Annotated in this window: 9 protein-coding genes; 6 read left to right on the top strand and 3 right to left on the bottom strand. The window is 41.8% G+C overall.

What is annotated here, in order from left to right:
- Positions 1–478: 478 nt before the first annotated feature.
- Genes EAG18_RS18770 through EAG18_RS18745 form a run of 6 tightly spaced genes read left to right on the top strand, consistent with a single transcriptional unit; the run spans position 479 to position 15,757 of the window.
- Complete coding sequence (locus EAG18_RS18770; protein ID WP_125253894.1) at positions 479–1,399, top strand: glycosyltransferase; 921 nt, start codon at positions 479–481, stop codon at positions 1,397–1,399.
- Between the two features lie 27 nt (positions 1,400–1,426).
- Positions 1,427–7,528 (top strand): type I polyketide synthase, encoded by a 6,102-nt coding sequence (locus tag EAG18_RS18765; RefSeq protein WP_125253893.1) that lies wholly within the window; start codon positions 1,427–1,429, stop codon positions 7,526–7,528.
- The gene (locus tag EAG18_RS18760) at positions 7,528–12,207 is read left to right on the top strand and encodes a non-ribosomal peptide synthetase (protein ID WP_125253892.1); all 4,680 of its coding nucleotides are present in this window, start codon (positions 7,528–7,530) and stop codon (positions 12,205–12,207) included. The genes EAG18_RS18765 and EAG18_RS18760 overlap by 1 nt, the downstream gene beginning before the upstream one ends.
- A 2-nt stretch (positions 12,208–12,209) precedes the next feature.
- Positions 12,210–13,808, top strand: coding sequence for a hypothetical protein (locus tag EAG18_RS18755; RefSeq protein WP_125253891.1), 1,599 nt, complete (start codon positions 12,210–12,212; stop codon positions 13,806–13,808).
- A 1-nt stretch (position 13,809) separates the two neighbouring features.
- Positions 13,810–15,120 (top strand): MFS transporter, encoded by a 1,311-nt coding sequence (locus EAG18_RS18750; RefSeq protein ID WP_125253890.1) that lies wholly within the window; start codon positions 13,810–13,812, stop codon positions 15,118–15,120.
- On the top strand, positions 15,113–15,757 hold the full coding sequence (locus tag EAG18_RS18745; RefSeq protein WP_125253889.1) for an acyltransferase: 645 nt from the start codon (positions 15,113–15,115) through the stop codon (positions 15,755–15,757). Before EAG18_RS18750 ends, EAG18_RS18745 begins: the two co-directional genes overlap by 8 nt.
- Positions 15,758–15,887: 130 nt before the next feature.
- On the opposite strand, the gene EAG18_RS18740 is transcribed toward EAG18_RS18745, so the two are convergent.
- The 3 genes from EAG18_RS18740 to EAG18_RS18730 all read right to left on the bottom strand — a co-directional run bounded on the left by EAG18_RS18740 (position 15,888) and on the right by EAG18_RS18730 (position 21,555).
- Positions 15,888–17,381 carry a tryptophan halogenase family protein gene (locus EAG18_RS18740; RefSeq protein WP_125253888.1) on the bottom strand — a complete coding sequence of 498 codons (1,494 nt, stop codon included), beginning with the start codon at positions 17,379–17,381 and terminating at the stop codon, positions 15,888–15,890.
- A gap of 2 nt (positions 17,382–17,383) precedes the next feature.
- On the bottom strand, positions 17,384–18,928 hold the full coding sequence (locus EAG18_RS18735; protein ID WP_125253887.1) for a tryptophan halogenase family protein: 1,545 nt from the start codon (positions 18,926–18,928) through the stop codon (positions 17,384–17,386).
- Between the two features lie 95 nt (positions 18,929–19,023).
- The gene (locus EAG18_RS18730) at positions 19,024–21,555 is read right to left on the bottom strand and encodes a TonB-dependent receptor (RefSeq protein WP_125253886.1); all 2,532 of its coding nucleotides are present in this window, start codon (positions 21,553–21,555) and stop codon (positions 19,024–19,026) included.
- Positions 21,556–21,941: the final 386 nt, after the last annotated feature.

Genomic DNA, 21,941 nt, shown 5'->3' with positions numbered 1-21,941 from the left:
CTTTTTCTACTAAATATGCAACTTGTTTATTAAGACCATAATAAGGTATCGACTCAAAGTTAAGAATTGGTTGTAAACTCATATTGGTAAGCATCAATACTGGCAATAAAAGAACTCGCTATTAAACGCAAATACGATGTTAATACACGCATACAGGTGCTTCCTATAAAGCTCTTCACATTACAGTGTCCCTGCTGGTGTTGAAAATGATTAACAACATAACACGAATAAATCACCTTCCCAATTTACAAAACATTAACCATATACATATCGAACCTCATTGATGAACAATATTCAACCAAAAAAGGCGAACAAAAAAACAACAACCTTAATAATCATTAGGTTACTAAATACACACAAAATAACAACTTGAAAAAACCAAATAACATATTGACACCAATAATTCACATATTAAAAATAACGTATCCAATTTCGGTGCTATTTTTTGCGACGATTGCAAATTCAAAGGAATATAAAAATGAAAGATTGGAGACCAGGGATCAGCGTTATTATTCCCACTTATAACCGCAGCCAATTATTACAACTCACATTACAGAGTTTAGAAAGACAAACTCTTAGTAACGTTTTCTTTGAAGTTATCGTGGTAGATGACGGCTCGAACGATAATACAAAAGACATTGTTGACTCATACACAGATAAGCTACCGATACATTACTACTTTCAAAGTGATCAAGGATTTAGGGTTGCTCGAGCACGAAATATCGGCATATTAGCGGCGCAATTTGAGCATGTATTATTTTTGGACTCAGGTGTCATTGCAGAAGCATCATGTTTAGCCCAACATTTGAAGCAATACCAGTCGAGTAACATTGATGTATTAATTGGACTGTGCTTTGGGTTTGAAGAACTCGAAGAGTCCAGTATACGGGCTTTTAAGCATCGCTTATCCAATAATAATATTTTTGCTGATCACACTTTTTTAGACCAATTTCAAGATTGTCGCGCCCCTTACTTACACTCTCATGGGTTGTCACTACAGTATATTGCTGAACCTTGGCTTATCTTTTGGACTTGTCACGCGTCGTGCAAAACACAAGCGCTTTTTGACATCGAAGGCTTTGATGAATATTTCACAAGCTGGGGGGGTGAAGATGTTGAATTAGCACTTAGGCTCCACGGTATAGGTGCTAAATTTGAGCTCATCACTGATGCAAAAGCAATTCATTACCCACACCCTAAAGTAAAAGCTGATACCTATAAAAGTGCAAAAGAAAATATCAACTATATTCACGACAAACACTGTTCGGTTGCAACGTACCTACTACAACAAGGAATGAGTTGGCAAGACATACTAACCGCCCACACTCGCCCCAATGACGCGCTGAAGGGTATTTTATTCAGCCAAGCCCATGCCACATCATTTAGCCAAGCCATGTAAACACCACCGTATTTTGGAGTAACAACAATGAACAACAATCAAACTGCAACTATGCCAAACAATGACATCGCTGTCATCGGTGTTTCATGCCGACTCCCCGGAGACAACAATGCACCTTCTGACTTTCACCAGTTTTTATTGGCTGGGGGTAATGGCATCACCGAAATACCAAAAGAGCGCTGGGATATTAGTGCCTATTATGACAGCGATCGTGAAAAGTCAGGAAAAATGTATGTAAAAAATGGAGGATTCTTATCTGGTTTATCATTATTCGACGCCCCATTTTTTGGCATTTCACCAAAAGAAGCCCCATATATTGACCCTCAACAACGCTGGGTACTTGAAGCAACTTACGAAGCGCTAGAAAACGCAGGGCTAGACATCGAACAATTAAAAGGCAGTGACACCAGCGTATTCATGGGGCAATTTATGCACGACTTTGAGCAACTGCAAACTGCAAGCTGCGCACATGATTACGTTTCAAGTCACTCAGCAACGGGCTCATCGATGACGCTGACGGCAAACCGAGTGTCTTATTGTTTTGATTTCCATGGTACTAGCTTAACTCTCGATACCGCCTGCTCCTCATCACTCGTAGCGCTTGATTTAGCATGTAAGGCAATCCTACACGGAGATAGCCATATAGCGCTTGCCGGTGGCGTCAATCTGCTGCTTAGACCTGAAATGACAATGTCCATTTGCAAAGCGTCTATGCTTTCACCTGACGGCTTGTGTAAAAGTTTTTCGAGTGACGCGAATGGCTATGTTCGAAGTGAAGGCGTTGCAGTCGTGGTATTAAAAAAACTCTCTGATGCAATCAATGATCATGATCCAATCCTAGCTGTCATTAAGGCAAGTGGCACGAATCAAGACGGGCAAACAAATGGGATCACTGTACCAAATGGTCTAGCGCAGCAGCGTTTGTTGTCAAAAACATTGGAATTTGCAGGTTTGAGTGGCCACGATATTGATTATGCCGAAGCACATGGCACTGGCACAGCTGTGGGTGATCCTATCGAGGTCAATGCTTTGGGTAGTGTTTTGGGCATTCGAGATAACAACTTAATGCCATGCCTAATAGGTTCTGTTAAAAGCAACATCGGCCATACCGAGCCCACCGCAGGATTAGCTGGCTTAATTAAAACAATTAATGCAATGAACAGCGGCGTAATCCCAAAAACACTGCACTGTCACACCATAAATCCAGCCATCAATGAGGCACAGTTAAATATAAAAGTAGTCACGGAGAATACGCCTTGGCCTGATAGAGCCGATGATACACCTCGGCGCGCAATTGTGAATTCATTTGGATTTGGTGGAACAAATGCAAATGTAGTGGTAGAGCAAGCAACTCCAACCCCTACCTCAAACCCCGAGCATGCAGGTGTGCTACAACTTTTTGTTAGTGCAAAGTCGGCAGCGGCATTGACAGCGCAAGTCTCAGCGTATTTAGACTATTTAGCGCCTTTAGCAACCCATGAGCTCCCCGACTTCTGCCGTAACTCGGTACTATTGCGCACCGCTTTTAAAAACAGAGTGGTATTCACGGCCAGAGATAAGCAGACTTTGATGGCACAACTTGAAGACTTCATTCTCGAGCGCCCCAATAAAGTCTTTCGAAGTGCAACTTCTCAGCAGAGCGCATCATCTCCTACTGCTTTGGTTTTTTCCGGTATGGGAACTACTTGGCAAACGATGGGCAAAGCCCTGTATTGCAGCAGCAAAATATTTAAACAAGAGATAGATAAAGTTGATAGCGCATTGCAGCACTATGTGTCGTGGTCATTGATCGATAAAATGCACAATGGCGGTGACGAGATCCATGAAACCCAGTATGCACAACCTGCAATTTTTGCCTGTCAAATCGCTTTGTTTCAATTATTAACTTCATACGGTATTAAAGCCGATGCCATCGTTGGCCATAGCGCCGGTGAAGTTGCCGCAAGCTATTGCGCTGGCGTATACAGCTTCGAAGACGCTATTCGCATCATCTACCATCGCAGTCGGCTACAGCAAACGACCACAGGTGAAGGAAAGATGCTGGCAGTTGGGATTTCGCAAGCACAAGCACAAACGCTTTGTCACGAATACCCAAACAAAGTCTCTATCGCAGCTATCAATAGTAGCACCGCCGTCACACTTGCTGGTGATACCGACACACTTAGTGAAATTGCAGCACAGTTAGATGCCGAGGGCGAGTTTGCAAAGTTTCTCAATGTTGACGTGCCCTATCATAGCCCTGTTATGGATAAGCTAGAGCAACCGTTGTTAGATGCTTTAGCCCTTCTGTCTCCATCTGAGCCGAGCATTGCACTGTATTCCACAGTGACAGGCTCACTTACCCAACAGCAAGATTGGCACGCTGAGTACTGGCCGAGGAACGTCCGCGAACCTGTTTATTTTGAAAAAGCGATAAATACACTGCTTGATAACGGAGTAAGAAACTTTATTGAAATAAGCCCTCATGCCGTGCTCTGTAACGTGATCAAGCAAGTTGCTTCAGACCTTTCTGTGTTCACCACACCGCTTATCCTTCGAAATGAAGACGATGAAGTCCAGTTTGCAGCCGCATTAGGCGCATTAGCGGTATCTGGTTTGTTAGCTCCTAAGCTGGCACTCAACGCAATAAACTGCTTTCCAAATCACACTATCAAGCTTCCTAATTATCAATGGCAGCACCAATCATACTGGCTTGAACATCCTGATGTTCAACTCGCACGAGTTGAAAACAAACAAAAACGCGATGCTTTTTCTGACCTCTGTTTACCCACACTGGGTCAACAGTTACTCAGTCATCAACCCATTTTCCAAACCAAAGTTAACGTGAAAAAACAGCCATATTGGTCAGGTCACCAAGTTGGTACTGAGGTGATTTATCCTGGTGCAGCCTATGTTGAAGCGGCACTACAATTTGCCCGCACGCAACAGCCAGAGCCACATGCTCAGTTCACGCTCTGCGACATTGAATTTAATCGGCCTCTGTATCTTGGCGATGAAGATATTACCATAGAGACTCGCTACCATACTCAAAATGGGACAATTTCATTGTCTAGTTTAGAGGCTGATACTTGGCATCAACAATCCCGCTTTACCTTAGATACGCATGAAAGAGACTGCCATCAAGGTGACACTTTAAGCGACACTATACAACAATTTCCACAAGCCATAAGTAAGGCCGACTTCTATGCCCATTGCCACCAGCTTGATATGAATTACCAAGCGCAATTTCAAAGTGTACTACAGTGCTGGAAGTCATCATCACAAGTCATCGTCGAAATACACTGTGAGTCTCAAGATGACTCACAAGTTATGCTAAGCCCAATGTTACTTGATGGCGCTTTTCAGAGCTTTTTTCAACTTGTTAATAAGTCCTACTTACCGGTTAAAATCAGCGAATTTACCTTTTACAAAAAGCCCACAAATCGTTGCTTTTCAGTGCTTGACATTACCCTTCTCAGCGATCCAATTTGCATTGGCGATCTCCATATTTATACTTTGGACGGCCAGCTCTGTGTTGCCATTAAAGGGATTGAGTTAAAACCTAATACTCAACATCAATTAGACTCATTAAAGGAGCTCAAATATCATTACACTTGGCAACACGCTCCAGTAACGCAGGGTACAGGAGATACTCAGCCAAATACCGTGAGTATTTTAGCTGAAAATACTGATTTCTCGGCTCTTCACGTTCTTAAAAATAACTCAGTGGTGCATATCACGTCAGATGATGACTCAGCGTCACTCATTGAAAAACTACAACCCTATCTCAGTCACACTGAGCGCCTAATTGTTGATGTTAGTCATTTAGCAAAAATAGAAATGCGCAATGGCAGCCTTTCACAAACGGTTATCGAACGCGCTTTAGTTGCGCCACTTTATTACTTTCAAGCTATCCAAACTGCCAATTGGGGTAAGTCATTAGAAATCGTGATTATCACCAAACATGCACAAGGTGCTGAAGACACAGAGGTTAACCCGCAGCAAAGCGCAATATGGGGTATGCTGAGAGTATTTTCTACAGAAAACCAACAATTTAAAGTAACCTTACTCGATATTGATGCTAAGCCTTCTAGTGCTGAAACACTTAACCGACTGCTCCTAGCACAACAACTGAACGATACGGAAATGGCTATCCGTCATGGCGATGTTTTTGTACAAAAACTTGACCACTTAAGCTCCGAAGCCTGCACTGAGTCAAAAGATTTCACCATTTCCACAACGCCCACCGGCCATTACCAGTGGCTCATGGATGACAACTGTTGGGTGGCTTATGCACAAATGAATGATGACAAAGCCATCACCCCCGTCCAGGCGGTATCAATTAGTCGAGCAGCATTAAGCAATAGACCTAGTTGCTTTATTTATCAGCTTGCGGATCACACAAAACCCAAGCTTGTATTCGCCAATGCCGGTGTTACCAATTATATCGATGACGCTTTGCCGTTTGTGTCACTGCCTGACGTAAGTGCGACATGGTTAACTGAGCACTTAGCTGTATTACACCGAGCTTTGGCGTTGGTGCAAACACTGCTTACACAAACCACTGCTGTCAGCTTTTTTAATCCGTCCACCATTGAAAGCTTTGTCGCGATATCTTGTTTAAAGACCGCTGGGCGCGTTGTGCATGTTATTGACTCCACAGACAAGAGTGAGACAACTGAATCAATTGCAACTTTAGTGCTAGATCCGGCCACGAGCATACCAAATTCGATACAGGCGAGACTATGTTATGGTGCCCATATCATCTGTATCACTCCCCCACCAACAACACAGTTAAGTCATGATGACTATACTTTTATCAAGCCAACCATACAGTTAGATAACAGCCAATCTATCCACGCACTACATGGACTGACAGTACAAATCGTTGAATTGCTCAATAATGATGACCGAGTACTGAAACAACCCTCAGACTGCATTTCTGTTAATGCCCTGCCGACTGAGCTAGCAGCGGAATATTTGTCAGTTAAGTTCGACACATTACCGACTTTTGCACGTAAGCGGCATACACCGTCAGAGCAATTTGATAAGGGCAGTTATCTAGTTACTGGAGGGCAAGGAGGGATTGGTCTTGAGGTGGTGAACTGGTTATACGAAAAAGGGGCAAAGCATATTTTTGTTTCTGGTAGAAGCGCCCTTAGCGATAGCCTAAACGACACAATCCAAAAAGCTGCACTGTCGGGGTGTATTATTCAATACATTCAAGCTGATATTAGCCAGTACGACGATGTCGTAAAAGTCATCGAGCATATTGCGCATTCAGGTGCGCCACTAAAAGGAGTTTTCCATGCAGCTGGTGTCTTAAAAGATGCAACATTTTCATCCCAAAGTGCAGAACACATGTATTCAGTGCTGGCACCAAAAGTTAATGGTGCATGGTATTTACACCTTGCCACTCACGCCCTGTCATTAGACTACTTTGTTTGTTTTTCTTCTATCGCTGCTATTGTTGGCTGGGCGGGACAAGCAAACTATGCGGCTGCGAATGCCTTTATGGATGGCTTGTGTATCGCAAGAAGACAGCAAGGAAAGTCTGCGCTTAGCTTAAACTGGGGTCCTTGGTTAGAGGCGGGAATGGCGGCACAACTTTCTGAATTAGAACAGCAAGCAATGCAACAAGCTGGCATGTATCCACTCACCTCAAAAGAAGGGATCGAAGAGCTAGAACGCACAATATCCAGTGCGATGTCACAAATTGGTATTTTTAAAGTTGATTGGCAAGATGCCAAACTGGCGACTGGCAGCACAGTGTTTTCACACTTTCAGACATCAACACCAGAACAAAACGAAGATCCCATCAAAACCCAATTACACACTGCAAATTCAGCGGCTCGACAAACATTAATTGAAAGTCGGATAAAGTGTGATTTAGCTACTGTACTTGGGCTACAAGACGCAAATAACATTGAGAGCAGTGCAAGCGTGTTCGACTACGGTCTTAACTCGTTAATGGCAATCGAACTTAAGCAAAGATTACAAGCACTTTGTGATGATCCGTTACCCGCTTCTTTAGTTATGAAGCATGACTCGGTGGCAAAACTGACCAACTTTATTACCACGCTTTACAATGATCAGCTGTCAGCTATCGATACAGTTACCGATGAGCAAGTTGTAAAGGTCATGTTGTAATGGAACAGTTAATTGAAAAATGCCGTACACTTGGGATTTCATTTTCGCTAAGTGCTGATGATCAACTTGAGTTACACGCCAAAACTCAACCAAGCGCCGCACTCATTGACGAAATAAAGGCTGAGAAGCAAAACCTTATCTCACTAATTAAGCGTAATAAGCTAAAACAACTGATACAACAGCTGGCGCAGCCTATCTCGTCAAACCATGCTGTTAAACAAGCGGAGGTGTCGTTTCAACAACAGCGTATGTGGCTGGCAGACTCCCTGCGCGACGGCGCTACTGAGTATCATCTTACTAAAATATTTGCGCTCAAAGGCGCGCTGAACCAAGTAGCTTTTGAACAGGCGCTGAGGCAAGTTATTGATTGTAATAGTGCGCTCACGACACAATATGAAAAAACAGAGAATACCATAGTGCAACGTCAAGCACCTGCCAGTGCTGACGTCTATCACCTGCACTTGTGTACAAAATTAAGTGAAGAGGCAATATTTAGCGCAATTCAACAGCGTGTAGAGACCCCCTTTGATTTGCGCCACCAAAGCCCTATTCGTGTCGAAGTTTTTCAAAAAGCTCCTCACGCCTATTACTTTGTGTTTGTGATCCACCATATTGCTGCTGATGGTTGGTCTATTGCACTATTTTGTCAGCAAGTAGCAAAACGATACGAACAATTAATTGATGGGAGAGCTTACAAGCCACAGCCGGAGTCAATCAGCTACATTGACTATGCAAGGTGGCAGCGAGCGATATTAACACCAAAGCAGCTAGACTTACTTAGCCAGTGGTGGCAAAAAAAGCTTGAAGGCTGTGCCACGAATGTCACTTTTCCTTGCGATAACAGTCGGCCACTTCACTCTGATCTTCGCGCACATTTTTATACCAGCTCAATAAAGAGCAGTCAGCTTTCAAGTATAAAAGCATTTGCCAAAGCACATGCTTGTACGCCATTTACCGTGGTTTATAGCGTATTTAATGTGCTACTGGCGTTTTACAGTAACGAGTCCGATATTGTCATCGGTACGCCCGTTGCCAATCGCGATCATGCTCAATTACAAACACTCATTGGGTTTATCGCCAATACAGTTGTCATGAGACAGCATATTGACTTTAATAAATGTTTTACTGAGTTGGTGGAGGAAGCAAAACTTCAGACCACAGATGCTTTTGAACACGCCCACCTGCCATTTGAAGTGTTATTGGAGAAGCTACCCATTACTAGGCATCACAATCAGCCTCCTCTATTTAATGTTTTCCTTGCTATGCACAATATGAAGCCGATTGTGCCCACGCTAAAAAATATAGAAATCACCCCAACAAAGACACAATTTCGCAAAGCAAAATTTGACTTAACATTGGATATTTTTGAGCAGCCAGATTCTTTGCTGTTGGAATGGGAATATGCGTGTGATTTATATCATCATCAAACCATCAAACGGCTCGCCGAGAATTTTTCTAATGTTTTAGATACTTTACTTCAAAACGCGACGCAACCTATGTCTGCTATCACACTTATCGCGCCGCAGCAGCAAGCAACTTTGCAACAGGCTTGGCAAGGTGTACAGCGAGATTATAGCCACCGCGATATTTTACCTTTTGCGCTACAGCAATCCTTTGCTCGCCACAAAGATAAAATAGCCATAGTCGACCAATCTGGAACATACAGTTATCAAATGCTGCAAGCGCTGGTTAAGCAATATTCAGCACTTATCCAAACCCAGGCGCTCGATGCAAACTGCTTTATTGGTGTATATTGTCATCGTTCAGTACACATGATTGCTGCCATGTTGGCCATTTTACATAGCGGTCATGCCTATCTACCATTAGACCCCAACTACCCCACTGCCAGAATTGCCCATATGGTAGACGATTCGGATACGCAACTCATCTTGTGCGATCCCGTATTGTTAGAACACTGCCAATCCTTCGATGTCACCGTGCAATGCTTGCAGGCAGATTTTGATGTCAATAATGAAAAAAACCTGCCTGCGGTGCGTATTAATACCAACTCTCTTGCATATATCATCTATACCTCAGGCTCTACTGGCAAACCAAAAGGCGTAACAATATCTCATTTTGCATTACGAAATTTTTTATACGCAATGCAGGAAACGTTTGCGCTTGATGAACAAACATCAGCTCTAGCAATCACTTCAATTTCCTTTGATATTCATGTGTTGGAACTATATTTACCGCTGCTCGCGGGTGGTACCGTGCACTTGGCCACTAACGCTCAAAGCAAAGATCCGCAGCAGCTACAGTCATTAATCAATCGTGCAGGGGTTAACTTTATTCAAGCGACTCCTTCTTCACTAAATATGCTTAAAAGTTTTAATGTGCAATTGCATGAAAACACAACAGTATTAAGTGGTGGAGAAGCACTTCCCTTGGAGTTAAAACAGTACCTGAACATACAGGCTGTTGCTTTGTGGAATATGTACGGGCCGACAGAAACTACGGTGTGGTCTTCAGTTGCATTATTAGGTCATGATGACGACATCCACCTCGGCAAACCTATAGCCAACACACAATTCTATGTTGTTAATCAGCACCTACAGCTCGTACCACCCGGTGTTACCGGAGAATTATTGATTGCTGGTGATGGTCTCGCTAATGGCTATTTGAACCAAGCTCAGCAAACCTCTGATAAGTTTATCTCAATTGCTCACGATCAGGGTCACATTAGTGCCTACAAAACAGGAGATTTAGTCAAGATAGATAGCTGCGACAGATTAATATATCAAGGACGTATCGACCAACAAATTAAGCTAAATGGTTTTAGAATAGAGATCTCAGAGATTGAGAATACGATTTCTCAATACCCTGATATTGATGCAGCTGCTATCGTGTTAAGCCAAACAGAAAAACTCTCTGCTTTTATCGTTTTGAAGCCAAACACAGAGATAAACCTCGTCGCGTTGCGCCAGTATATCGCAGAGCGATTACCCTACTTTATGCAGCCTGCTGAAATCACAATACTACCACAGTTGCCACTGACCCCGAACGGCAAAACGGATAAACTTGCTCTGACTAAGCAAAGTAAATACGTGAATCACGAGCAACCTACACAAGGCTCGCTTCAACACTATCCAAAAGTGCTCGTACAGCTTTGGCAACGTAAGCTAAACGTTGATGTTTTTGATCCGTTTGAGTCATTTTTTGAGCTTGGGGGTAACTCAATTCAAGTGATTGACTTAATTGCAAGCATCAATCATACGCTAGGGATCTCTATTACAATAAAAGCGTTTATCCAAAACCCTTGCTTAGATCACATGGCCGGCCTTGTCGAGCAAACCCAGTCTGAGCATTTAGTGACTCTAGATTTGCGCCTTGATGAGCACCATTATCAAGATGAGGAAATTATCCCACTCCCCAGTTTACCAAATCGTCAATATTTACTCGCGATGGGGGGAGAGCATCACCTATGGGTTGTCAATCACTCTATGGCGCTTGCGGATGAAGATAACAAACTAACCTTTGATTTGCTCAATCGCGCAATTACTCTACTTATCTCCCACCACCCTGCATTTAGAACAAGGTTTGATGTCAAAAAAAGCAACGAATATATTGAAAGTGTAAAGGCCACCCTGTCTCAAAAAATTTGCTTTGATCTATCCCATTTAGCGCTTGATCAAGTCGCAGCCTTTATCACAAAAGAAGTACAAACAATCCGTTTAACATCAAGCTTATTAAGATTATTTTATGTTAAGAAAGGTAACAGTGTGTTTGTTACACTGTCACTACATCATTTGATTTTTGATGGCTTTAGTATGGAGGTTTTAGCACGACACCTAGAACGTATTATCACCGCCTTAAAAGCTGGAGCTACAACATGCCAGCTCCAAAAAGATCGTTATATCGACTTTGCTAATGCGTATAATGACTATTTTAGTCAACCCTTTAGTTCGGGTAAGTGGCAAGCCGATATTGCCTTTTGGCAGCAGGCCGCAAAGCAGCAAAGTGACAGGCTATTCCCTGTAGAGCAAGTGATGAAAGCCAATCAAGGAGATGCTCAGCGCCATACTGTCTCTGCGCTCCCTAAAGGGCTCAGTGCACAAATTAGTGCTAGCGCGAAACAGCTTGGTATTTCACAATCCACTATACACACAGCCGCTCTGGCAAACGCGCTGAAAACCACTTTTGAGCTTAACGAATTTGCTATTGAGCTTTCTCAATTCAATCGGTTTAACCAGTACCTTGGTGTTTCTGCGGAAGCTATCGTGGGCTACTTAATTTCACCGGTGAATTTGCTTCTTGAGTCATGCGCATTCGAGTCAATACACAGTACCGCTGTGTATATCGATACCTTTTTGGCATCTGCCCCTCACAACGCGACTGGATACTACGCATTGTCGCACTTAAATCCAGATGACAAAGTCAAATCAGCACTACCAGTATTACAACCTGCTGATTTTAGTTTCAATTACCAAGGTGAACTAAACACCTCAAGTAACCCCCATACTGTCACCAAGCTAGAAGATTGGCACACCAAGCTCAAGCACAAAATTCCATTTGTTGTATCTGAAGAAACAATGTCAAGCCCTTACAGTTTGTACATCTCAATTTATTTCGAGCAAGGCCAGCAACATGTATTTGTCGGTTACAGCGCAATGCTATTTAACGAACAACAAATAACAACACTTATAGAAAAATATATAAACAATCTAAAAGGAATGTAGCAATGAGATATATTTATTTAATGGTATTTGCATTTTGCAATTTCGCACTTGCAAGTAGCAACAATACAGAGTTCAAACTTGAAGCATTTTACGACACTGACTTGTATCATCAGCAATTAGGGCTAACCAAAACGCAGTTTGATGCGGTAAATAGACAACTGAGCGCTGTTGTAACACAGCAAAGTAGTCATACCATTGATGATGCAATTCAAATTACTTATTTAGAAAACCCACATGCTGAAAACGTCATCGCACTGGCTGCGATAAGATATTTGTCCAGCTCTCTTATCACCAGCAAACCCCCAACACCAACATCGCTAGAACATAGCATAGTTGCACTCTATTACCTTGAACGCCTAGAAAAAGTGGCTACCCTTCATACTTGGGCACATCAGGTACGTGAAACGCTTGGCAGGCAAGTAAATCAAGTACTTGCTTACGATAGCCTTAATGTAAATGAGCAGCTAGCATCGCATACTCAGTTCCACCATGCGTTTAATGTCCAACCAGAGCAAGGCGTTGACGCCGGCAACGCACTCGTTGAAAGTTTAATTACAGATCCGGGCAATGTAATGACACTGACCCTTGTCGCTAGCTCAAGGCTTTGGCTAGGTAGTGAGGTATCATACTCTGATCCAAATACACTGTATTATTTCATCCTTACCGGCTTCTACAGTACTAGAGCTATTTTGCTATCTCATGAAATAGAGTTACAAGCCAAACAACCAACCAGTACCAAAAAAACAATGCGACTTTCTTCAATTCTTGGCGGCTGGACTACCTTAGCTAGGCGCTGGTTAGCTGGGGTACATCAAGATACGCTAAGCCGCTCATTGATAGATCAAGAGCATGAACAGTGGTTTTCAGTAAGCCCCGGATTCCATTCGATAACGCTTGCCTCCAGTTACTTTAATGAGCCTCCTCGATTTTTCAAAGGCTACGGCTATTTAATGCAAGGGTTAGGTATTTGTAACCAAGATCTGCTGTTTAGAAGCTGTGGAGATGATCCTAGATTTTCATTCAATCGCTTAGTCTTTTTAACGACTGTTATGGACTATTCGATAAAAGCTGGTGATTTTGATACTGCAAGAAACTTGCTAGGGGCAAAATTCTGGCCTGATTTTCATTGGCATGAGTGGACTCAAGGTCAAGCACAGTGGCTACTTAGAGAGCAAAACATGGAGCAGTTGTATACGCAGTGGAACAATGACGACCCGTCTGACGATACACCTTTGATCATCAGAACGAATAGGCAATGGAGCGATAATACGATGACTTGCCAGACATGCCATCAAGAACAAAATCGCAGTTGGACAGCTGAAGAAAAAGAGCGGGCACGAACTCCTGCACCAAGTATTGAGTTCTTGCAATTTTGGCCTGAAATCTCAACCAGCTGGACTGGGGATCAGAGTACTGCATTAGAATGTGACAATATTAACTCGTGGCAAAGCAACACCGTTTACCGAGCGAAACAAAAAGCGGTTTATCAACATGCGTTATTTGAAGCAAAATGGTGGACTCGTAATGAAGTGCCCGCTAAATCAAAACAATATGATGTGTGGCGCTTTGTTGGTTTTTGCCAATCAGGAAGCATAAAGTAGTATGCCGTCACTATCAAAAAATAGTGAATTTCACCTTCATTGGGTTGGCGTAATGCTAACCCAGATAGGTGCATATTTTACGCTTATCGCCCTGCCATGGTTAACGCTGTCTGTTGCCAATAACAACCCAACAACCCTTGCTGTGATCATGGCGTGCTTTGGTATACCGCATAGTTTGTTTATATTGTTGGGAGGATCAATCGCAGACAAATACTCTCCTCTGCTCGTAATTAAGATATCACGCTTTGGCTTTGCGTTAAGTACACTACTGTTTGCACTATGCTTATACCTATATGAACCATCGCTCGTGTTACTCATCTCTTTCGCACTTTTTGCGGGAGGCTTTTCCGCCCTTGGTTTTCCTGCAAATCAGTCGTTTATTCCTCGTATCGTATTACCTGAACATATTCTAAAAGCCAACGTACTGACGATGGGTAGCAGTTTTGTGATCCAAGCCTGTGCGCCTGTATTGGTGGGGCTTTCCCTGCTAGGCATAAAATCTTATTTAGAAGTTAATGGGCTATTTCGCACAGATATTGAACATCTTATTGTGGCATTCTTTCTAGATGCCATACTGGTGACACTAGCAGCATGCTGTACATTAAAAATCCGTCATCAAGACAAAGAGCTGTCTAGGACATCGTCATCTGTCTTTCGATCTATGCTCAAAAGCTTTCAATATAGTTTCACACATCCAAATCTTAAAATTATTCTGTTGTATTTAATGTTGATTTCCATCCTTATTCACGGGCCGCTTTTTATCATGCTTCCTTACCTTGTTAAGGTAACTTTAAATATGGATGAATCGGCATTAAGCTATCTATTGGCAAGCCAAGGGATCGGCACCTTCATCGGTGCCACTTTGGTCGCGATATGTAAGCCAAATATGCAGAATTTAGGAAAATATATCTTAGTACTAGATTTGCTTACTGCGATTGTATTTATCCAGCTTGGTTTTCAGTCTTCACTCGTACTACTTTGCATCAGCTTAGTTGCCATTGGCTGTGCCGCAGGTTTTACTGTTGTTGCTGGTACCACTTGGTATCAGGTAAATGTCCCAATTGAGAAATTATCAGGTGCGATTGCTCTGGTATTATTTGCTATCCATGGCTTGATCCCACTTTCTTCAATGTTGCTTGGTACTTTGTTAGATAGATTTGAAGTGTCACAGATCACAACCTTATTGGGAGTAACCACAGCGCTCATCTGTATTATTGGTTTAGCTTCAGCAAAAATTAGAAATATGGGCAAGGTTTCATCAGCGATAGCTAATCAGGCTACAAAATTAAAGGAAGTACCACATAATGCCTAAATTTTTGAACCATACCTTTCCACAGAGCACGGAGTCACACTTGTGGCTCAACCTTATACATGATAGCAATCAAATATTTGCTTCGAAGCCCAACATTTTGGGCAAACCAAAGTTTAGCTATGTCGAAATATATGAGAATACGGCCACTCTTCCTTCAAAAATCAGTGTAGAAGCGTTCACCGACTCGATTAAAATAGGCAAAGACGCGCTACTAGACTCAAGTAGTGCAGCCGCATTTCCCAATGATATTGTAAAACTTACCGCGGTAAAACGCCCCGATTACGCCTGCGGCAAAATACGTATTGGTGATAATGCCTGCCTACAAGGAACGGCTATAGTGAGTTATCAAAGTGTTGAAATTGGCGACAATGCTTTATTTGGTCCAAACGTTGTTATCATGGACTGTGATGGACACACCCTAACAAACAGAAACGCCCCAGACGAAGTCACTAAACTCATCGTTAAACCTGTAAAAGTCGGTCACAATGTTTGGGTAGGCTATGGCGCTATCATCAATAAAGGCGTAACAATTGGAGACAATGCCGTCATTGGAGCTGGAAGTGTTGTAACAAAAGATGTGCCTGCCAACACGATGTTTGCAGGCAACCCAGCCCGATTCATTCGACAGTTAACTTAATACCGATGATATTCATCGTTCTGCGGGTTTGATTGATGCGCTGTCATATAAGCTCCATCAATAACTATTAGTAAAATTCATAAGTGGTTAATAAAGCATAAAGTCAGCTACAGTCTCTTTACTAGATATTTCACCGGGTGGTGTCGCTAGCAAATAGCTCAGCCTGGTCAATAAATAGTTCCGCAGTGTCCTCACAATAAGCTAACGCTTTTGTAGCAAGCGAGTCTAATGTTGTTCGGGCCTCAATATCCAAATCAGATAACCCCATTCCACATAAGATACTATACCATGACGCTTTCGCATATGCCGAATCTCCGAGCAATTCTTTATACGAGGATTCGAAATCATCGGAGGAAGTCCAAGCTTGTAATATCGCATTTAAATTAGCTGAGATACTGTTATTTTCTCTACAGTCTTGCCAATACTTTCCTTCCTTGGAATTTATTTTGTAGTGACACACAACATAATCTCGCACGCTATCAAATTGATCGTTTATTTTTTTGTTAAGTTTTTCTGCGCTATATTCATTTTCGACACCATTAATGTATGACATCACTGTGTATTGTACTAGCATAAGTGCTGTTGCTTCTAAAGGCTCGATAAAACCTTGTGATAGCCCAACAGCTAAACAGTTTCCTAAAAAGTGTTCATTAAGCCGGCCAACTCGCATTTTGATATGCCTTGCATGACACCCTTTGCCCTGTTCCGGCAATACGCTTCTTAACTCTTGCTCAGCTTCATCACTAGACAAATATTTACTTGAATAAACGTAGCCATTTCCATCTCTATTGCGTAACGGTATTTGCCAACGCCAACCACAGCTCATCGCAGCCGAGATAGTTTTACTTTCTAATTGCTCAGTAACTTTTGGTGTTTGAATAGCCACTGCAGCATCGTTAAACAGCATATCGCTATAAGAATGAAAGTCTCTTTTTAAGGCTTTATTTACCAAAACCCCAGAAAAGCCTGTGCAATCTACAAATAGTTCCGCCGTAACAGTCTGTTTTGTATCGAGCACTAAAGAGTCAATATTTTTATCGCTGTGGATTACACTATCGACTGTCGCTTCTTGATAAATTACACCTCGCTCAATACTTTTTTCTTTGAGGTAATCACCCAATAATGCGGAATCAAAGTGATAACCATAATCAAGCTCAATGGGCAAAGATTTCTTTGTTATTATCGCTTTGTGTTTTTTCGCCAGTGATGCTGCTACAAAAAAGTTGTCTGGCAATACATTAACCCGCTCTCCTTGTCGCCACTTTTTTGCTTGTTTTACAAAAGCTGTACTTGTTTGGCTATCCAGAGCTGAAAAAAATGGATGAAAGTAACTCTCATAGCCCGGTACTGTTGACCAGTTTGGAAATTGAATGCCGACCTTATAGGTTGCATTGCACCTTTTCATCCATTCTTTTTCATCGATATTTAGTGATTGAAAAAAGTATTTTAATGCAGGTGTTGAGCCTTCACCTACACCTATTACAGGCACATCTGGTGACTCTATCAATATAACTTTTGAATTAACCCAATTTGACTTTAGTAAAATAGCGCTCATCCAACCTGCAGTGCCACCGCCTATGATCGCGATACTTTTGGGTACACTGTTACTTATTTTTTCATTCATAATTACACCTTAGGAAACTTGTACTCTTTTAGTTTTTCTATAAGCTCCCTATGGTTAGGCAGGTTTTCCTGCACTATGGTTCTATATTTATTAACTTCGGCAAACATAGCACGTGCTTTTTTTGTTTTCTCAGCACTGAGTCTACTCGAATCAACTTCTGTCTTAAAACCCATACCATAAAGTACATATTGGTAACTATCCATGACAAATGGCTCGAAAGCACTTGCAAAATCATACTTACTTAAAGGATTATTCTGCCAATGGGCTAGTTTACTTCTCAGCTCGTCAGGAATACTGTTAATATTTTTATTATCTAGCCAAAACTGCCCATCAGTTCTTTGAGACAAAACATAGTGCATTTTTATAAACTCGATGGTTTTATTCCACCGAAATAAAAAAGATCGATTAAATTGCTTCTCTATAAATTCAAATTCATGCTGTGAATGAGGAAATTTGTCACATAGCATATTTACAGCGGCTTCCACTAAAAAAATAGCGGATGCTTCTAATGGCTCTACAAACGCAGCGGAAAGCCCAATAGCGACACAGTTTTTGTGCCAGAATTTTTCTCGATAACCAACTTGAAATTCTAAATGCTTCGCAGAAATGCCGTCGGTGTTAATACCTGCGTACTCTCTAATGCGCTGCTCTGCACAATCCTTACTGATATATTTATCACTATAAACAAACCCGATCCCTCGCCTAGATTGCAATCCTATATCCCAAATCCAACCCTCAGACTGAGCAGTAGAAATCGTTTCACAAGCAATAGGACTGTTGGGGTTTTCATAAGGAACTTGCAAAGCAACAGCTCTATTTACAAATAAAGTATGCGATAGGTCAACGAACGGTACTTTCATTGCGTCACCAAGCAATAAACATTTAAAGCCTGTACAGTCGATGAATAGGTCAGCGTGTAATTTTTCACCCGTGACCGTTTCTACATATTCAATACTACCATCGCTCTGAACGCTAACATGTCCAATATCAGCGATAATGTGTCGGACTTTCATTTTGTTTACAGCTTTATCTTTTAATAGATTGGCAAATTTAGCTGCATCAAGGTGATAGGCATACCCTTGTAGCCCTTCATATTGAGGTGTCGTTATATTTTTAGGTGCTTTACCCTGCTCACAAACATCTCCTTGCATACTGACAGCTTCAGAGTATGGTAATTCTCCAGCAACACCGCTCGACCAAAAGGGCGCAAGGTTAAACTCCCAAGGATCGTAAAGTGACGTAAACAAGTGACGATAATAAATATCCTCGTTTTCATCAGACACTTTTTTCCAATTTACAAACTTAGCACCCTGCTTGAAGGTTGCATCACAGGTATTTAAAAATTCAGTTTCACAGATATCAAGAGTTTTTAGCGTATCTCTGATCGTTGGCCAAGTCCCCTCACCCACACCAATAGTTGGAATATTGGCTGACTCAACAATACTCACTTCTATGTCACTGCCACTATCAATAAATTGTTTGGCAAGTCTAGCTGCTGTTAACCAGCCGGCGGTGCCACCTCCAACAATTAATACTTTTTTAACCATGCCACTACTCACTTATTTACCTAATCTACCTCTAGCACTATCTATAAAAAAGGAAGGCCTAAGCCTTCCTTCTCTTTTTGGCAAACCTAATTTGCTTAGAAACGGAATGAAGCACCAACGAAGTAGCGTCGACCATTCTCAGCGTTGAATTTAGTATTGTTAGTTATACCTGCTGTGGTGTGCTCAACTTCATTTAAAAGGTTAACGGCTTCAAAAGAAACGTCAATGTTTTCCGTTACATGATAAACAATTGACGCGTCTAAGTAGCCTCGAGAACTAGCAACATCTGGAGTACCAAATGTAGAGCCATTGAAGAACTCATCTCGCCAGTTATAGGCTAAGCGCGCTGCAATTAGATCGTTTTCGAAATAACCTGAAATGTTGAATGTATTTCTAGAATTACCAACTAAGTCAGCTTTCTTACCATCTTTATCTTCGCCTGAAGCATCTGAGTATGTGTAGTTAGTGACAATACCAAAGCCATTACCAAAGTCCTGTTGATACTGAACTTCAATACCCTCAACATTACCATTACCGCCATTTTCTTGAGTTGTTACAGTCCATATCCCCGGATTATCAGCGTCTGGAACAAACTTCTCTACCGTCGCGGGCAGCACGAACGACTCTAATGACTTACTAAAGAATGTAACTGAGAGCATTGAAGACTCGTTAAAATACCATTCAGCACCAAAGTCAAACTGAGATGCGCGGAATGGATCTAGCTCAGGGTTACCCTGGTTTACAAGCTGTAATGTAGGATTAGAGCCTGAGTACGCTGGACTCAAATCAGTATACTTTGGTCGTGCAAGTACTTTTGCGGCCGCAGCGCGGAGAATCACATCTTCTGATAAATTATACGCGATATTTACACTTGGTAGCCAATCGGAGTATTCGCTTTCATGCTCTACTAACTTAGTTAAAGAAGGGTCATAAGCAATTGCAGTTAGATCAGTTGAAACATGGCGTAGACCAATGTTCCCTCGATAGTTTTCACCACTAAAGTTACCTTGAACATAAAAGGCTAAATGATCTTCTTCTAGCTTGGAGTAACCAGTTCGGTCTTCAAACTCAGAAACACCAGCGTCAGAGTACATAAAGTTAAGCAATTTTGCATGGTCTGGTTTTAAAAACTTATCAACCGTTGCATCAGGCCCTGATTCGGGAAGCATTGATTCTGTTAGACCACCATTAAAATCTGCTACTGTTTTATTGTCAAAAGCACTTTGATTTGTGAAATTTGATGCAATTTTCTTTTGACCAGTTTCATGATCTCTTACTTTAAACCCTGCTTCAATCGAAGTGAAGTCACCAGAGTCTAGGTGATATTTAATATCTGCTTGTAAATACGCTTCTTCATCATACTTAGGGCTTCGACTGAACGAAGGGGCCATAAATTCATCATTTGCTAACTTTAGAGCTGAAGCATCTGTTCCGTCTAGGTTCAACCAACGGTGACCCAACCCTTTTGAAGTAATTTCAAACTCAGCATCAGAATATCCACCCCACTGTGCACCAACTTCTTTATCAGTGCCGCCTGTAGCTTCTGTTTTACCAAACTGAACAGTTAGTGTGTAGGCATCCGTTTCGTAGTTAACCGTAAAGTCTAGTACCTCTGTTTCCATCGTAGCTTCACGATAGTAAGCATCGATCACAGCATCATAATCGGTGGCGCCGTCAGTTCTATGAATACCTTTAACTGGCAGATCATCGTTAGTAGCAGTGACCTCTAAATCCGCACCAGAACGCCCAGGCATAATCAAGTAGTTACTGTTTTGGTTGTTTGCTTTTAGCTCTGTAGTGAAATAGTGGGCAACCATATCCAGCGAATCATTAGGTGCCCATTGAGCTGTAATGTCATATGCCGTACGCTCACGCTCCTGATCAAAATGCGCAACACCATTACCCCAAGTCCAATAGTTTTCGCCTTGGTGACGGACAGTATGACGCTCGGCAGTAGAAATAGCTCCTAAAATACCAAAAGTCTCGTCTTCATTTTTCCAGCTTGCTAAACCTGAAAAAGCAGGATCTGTACTCTCTGATAATTCGGAATACTGTGCTTCAACAGAGCCAAAAAAGCTATTAGATTCCAAATCTAGAGGCTTGCGTGTACGCATGATTATAGTACCGCCCACACCACCTTCATCCAATTTTGCTTGAGGCGTTTTATATACTTCTAGACCTGAAACCATTTCAGATGGCATCAGCTCAAAGTTAAATGAACGACGGGCTGGATCTAAAACATACCAACCTGTTGACGCAACCGACTGACCATTTAATTGTGTTTTGGTTAAATCAGGATCCGTACCCCTAATAGACACTTGAGAACCTTCACCAAAATCTTTGCTAATTTGTACACCAGAGATACGCTGTAGAGAGTCAGCAATGTTCTTATCTGGGAAGTCACCAATATCTTCAGCAGTCACCGCATCAACAACGGAGTTGGCAAATCTTTTTGTGTTCATTGACGCTTCTAAAGAGCGGCGAATACCGCGAACTTCAATGACTTCTACATTTTCTTGTACTTGATTTTGACTTTCTTCTGCAGCTACAGCGCCTGAAAAGCCCGCACCTAGTGCGATGCTGACGTTAACTGCAAGTAAGCTTTTTTTGAAATTATTAGCTAACACAGGATTCCCCTTGAATCATTTTGTTGGTTTTTTAAATCACTTCTGCCCAGTGATGATGACAACGCTGTCATCTAATAACAAACCATACACCGTAAATTACATATTCGCTACAATTTTTTTGGTCTGCTATTCAAAAAATATTCATATAAGAATTTATCTTGTTGATAAATATAGATTTAAATACAGCCAATATATGGTTTGTTACAAAAACAAGCTGAGAATAACACAAAAAAATTTTTTGCTGTAGGTTTTTAGGATGGAATGACGTCAAAATAGGTACGTCAAAATAGGTACGTCAAAATAGGTACGTCAAAATAGGTACGTCAAAATAGGTACGTCAAAATAGGTACGTCAAAATAGGTACGTCAAAATAGGTACGTCAAAAT

It is taken from the genome of Pseudoalteromonas sp. J010 (genome assembly GCF_003934235.1).
Classification (GTDB): domain Bacteria; phylum Pseudomonadota; class Gammaproteobacteria; order Enterobacterales; family Alteromonadaceae; genus Pseudoalteromonas; species Pseudoalteromonas peptidolytica.
The sequence above is the reverse complement of the archived record's forward strand: the minus strand, read 5'-3'. Positions and strand labels throughout refer to the sequence as shown.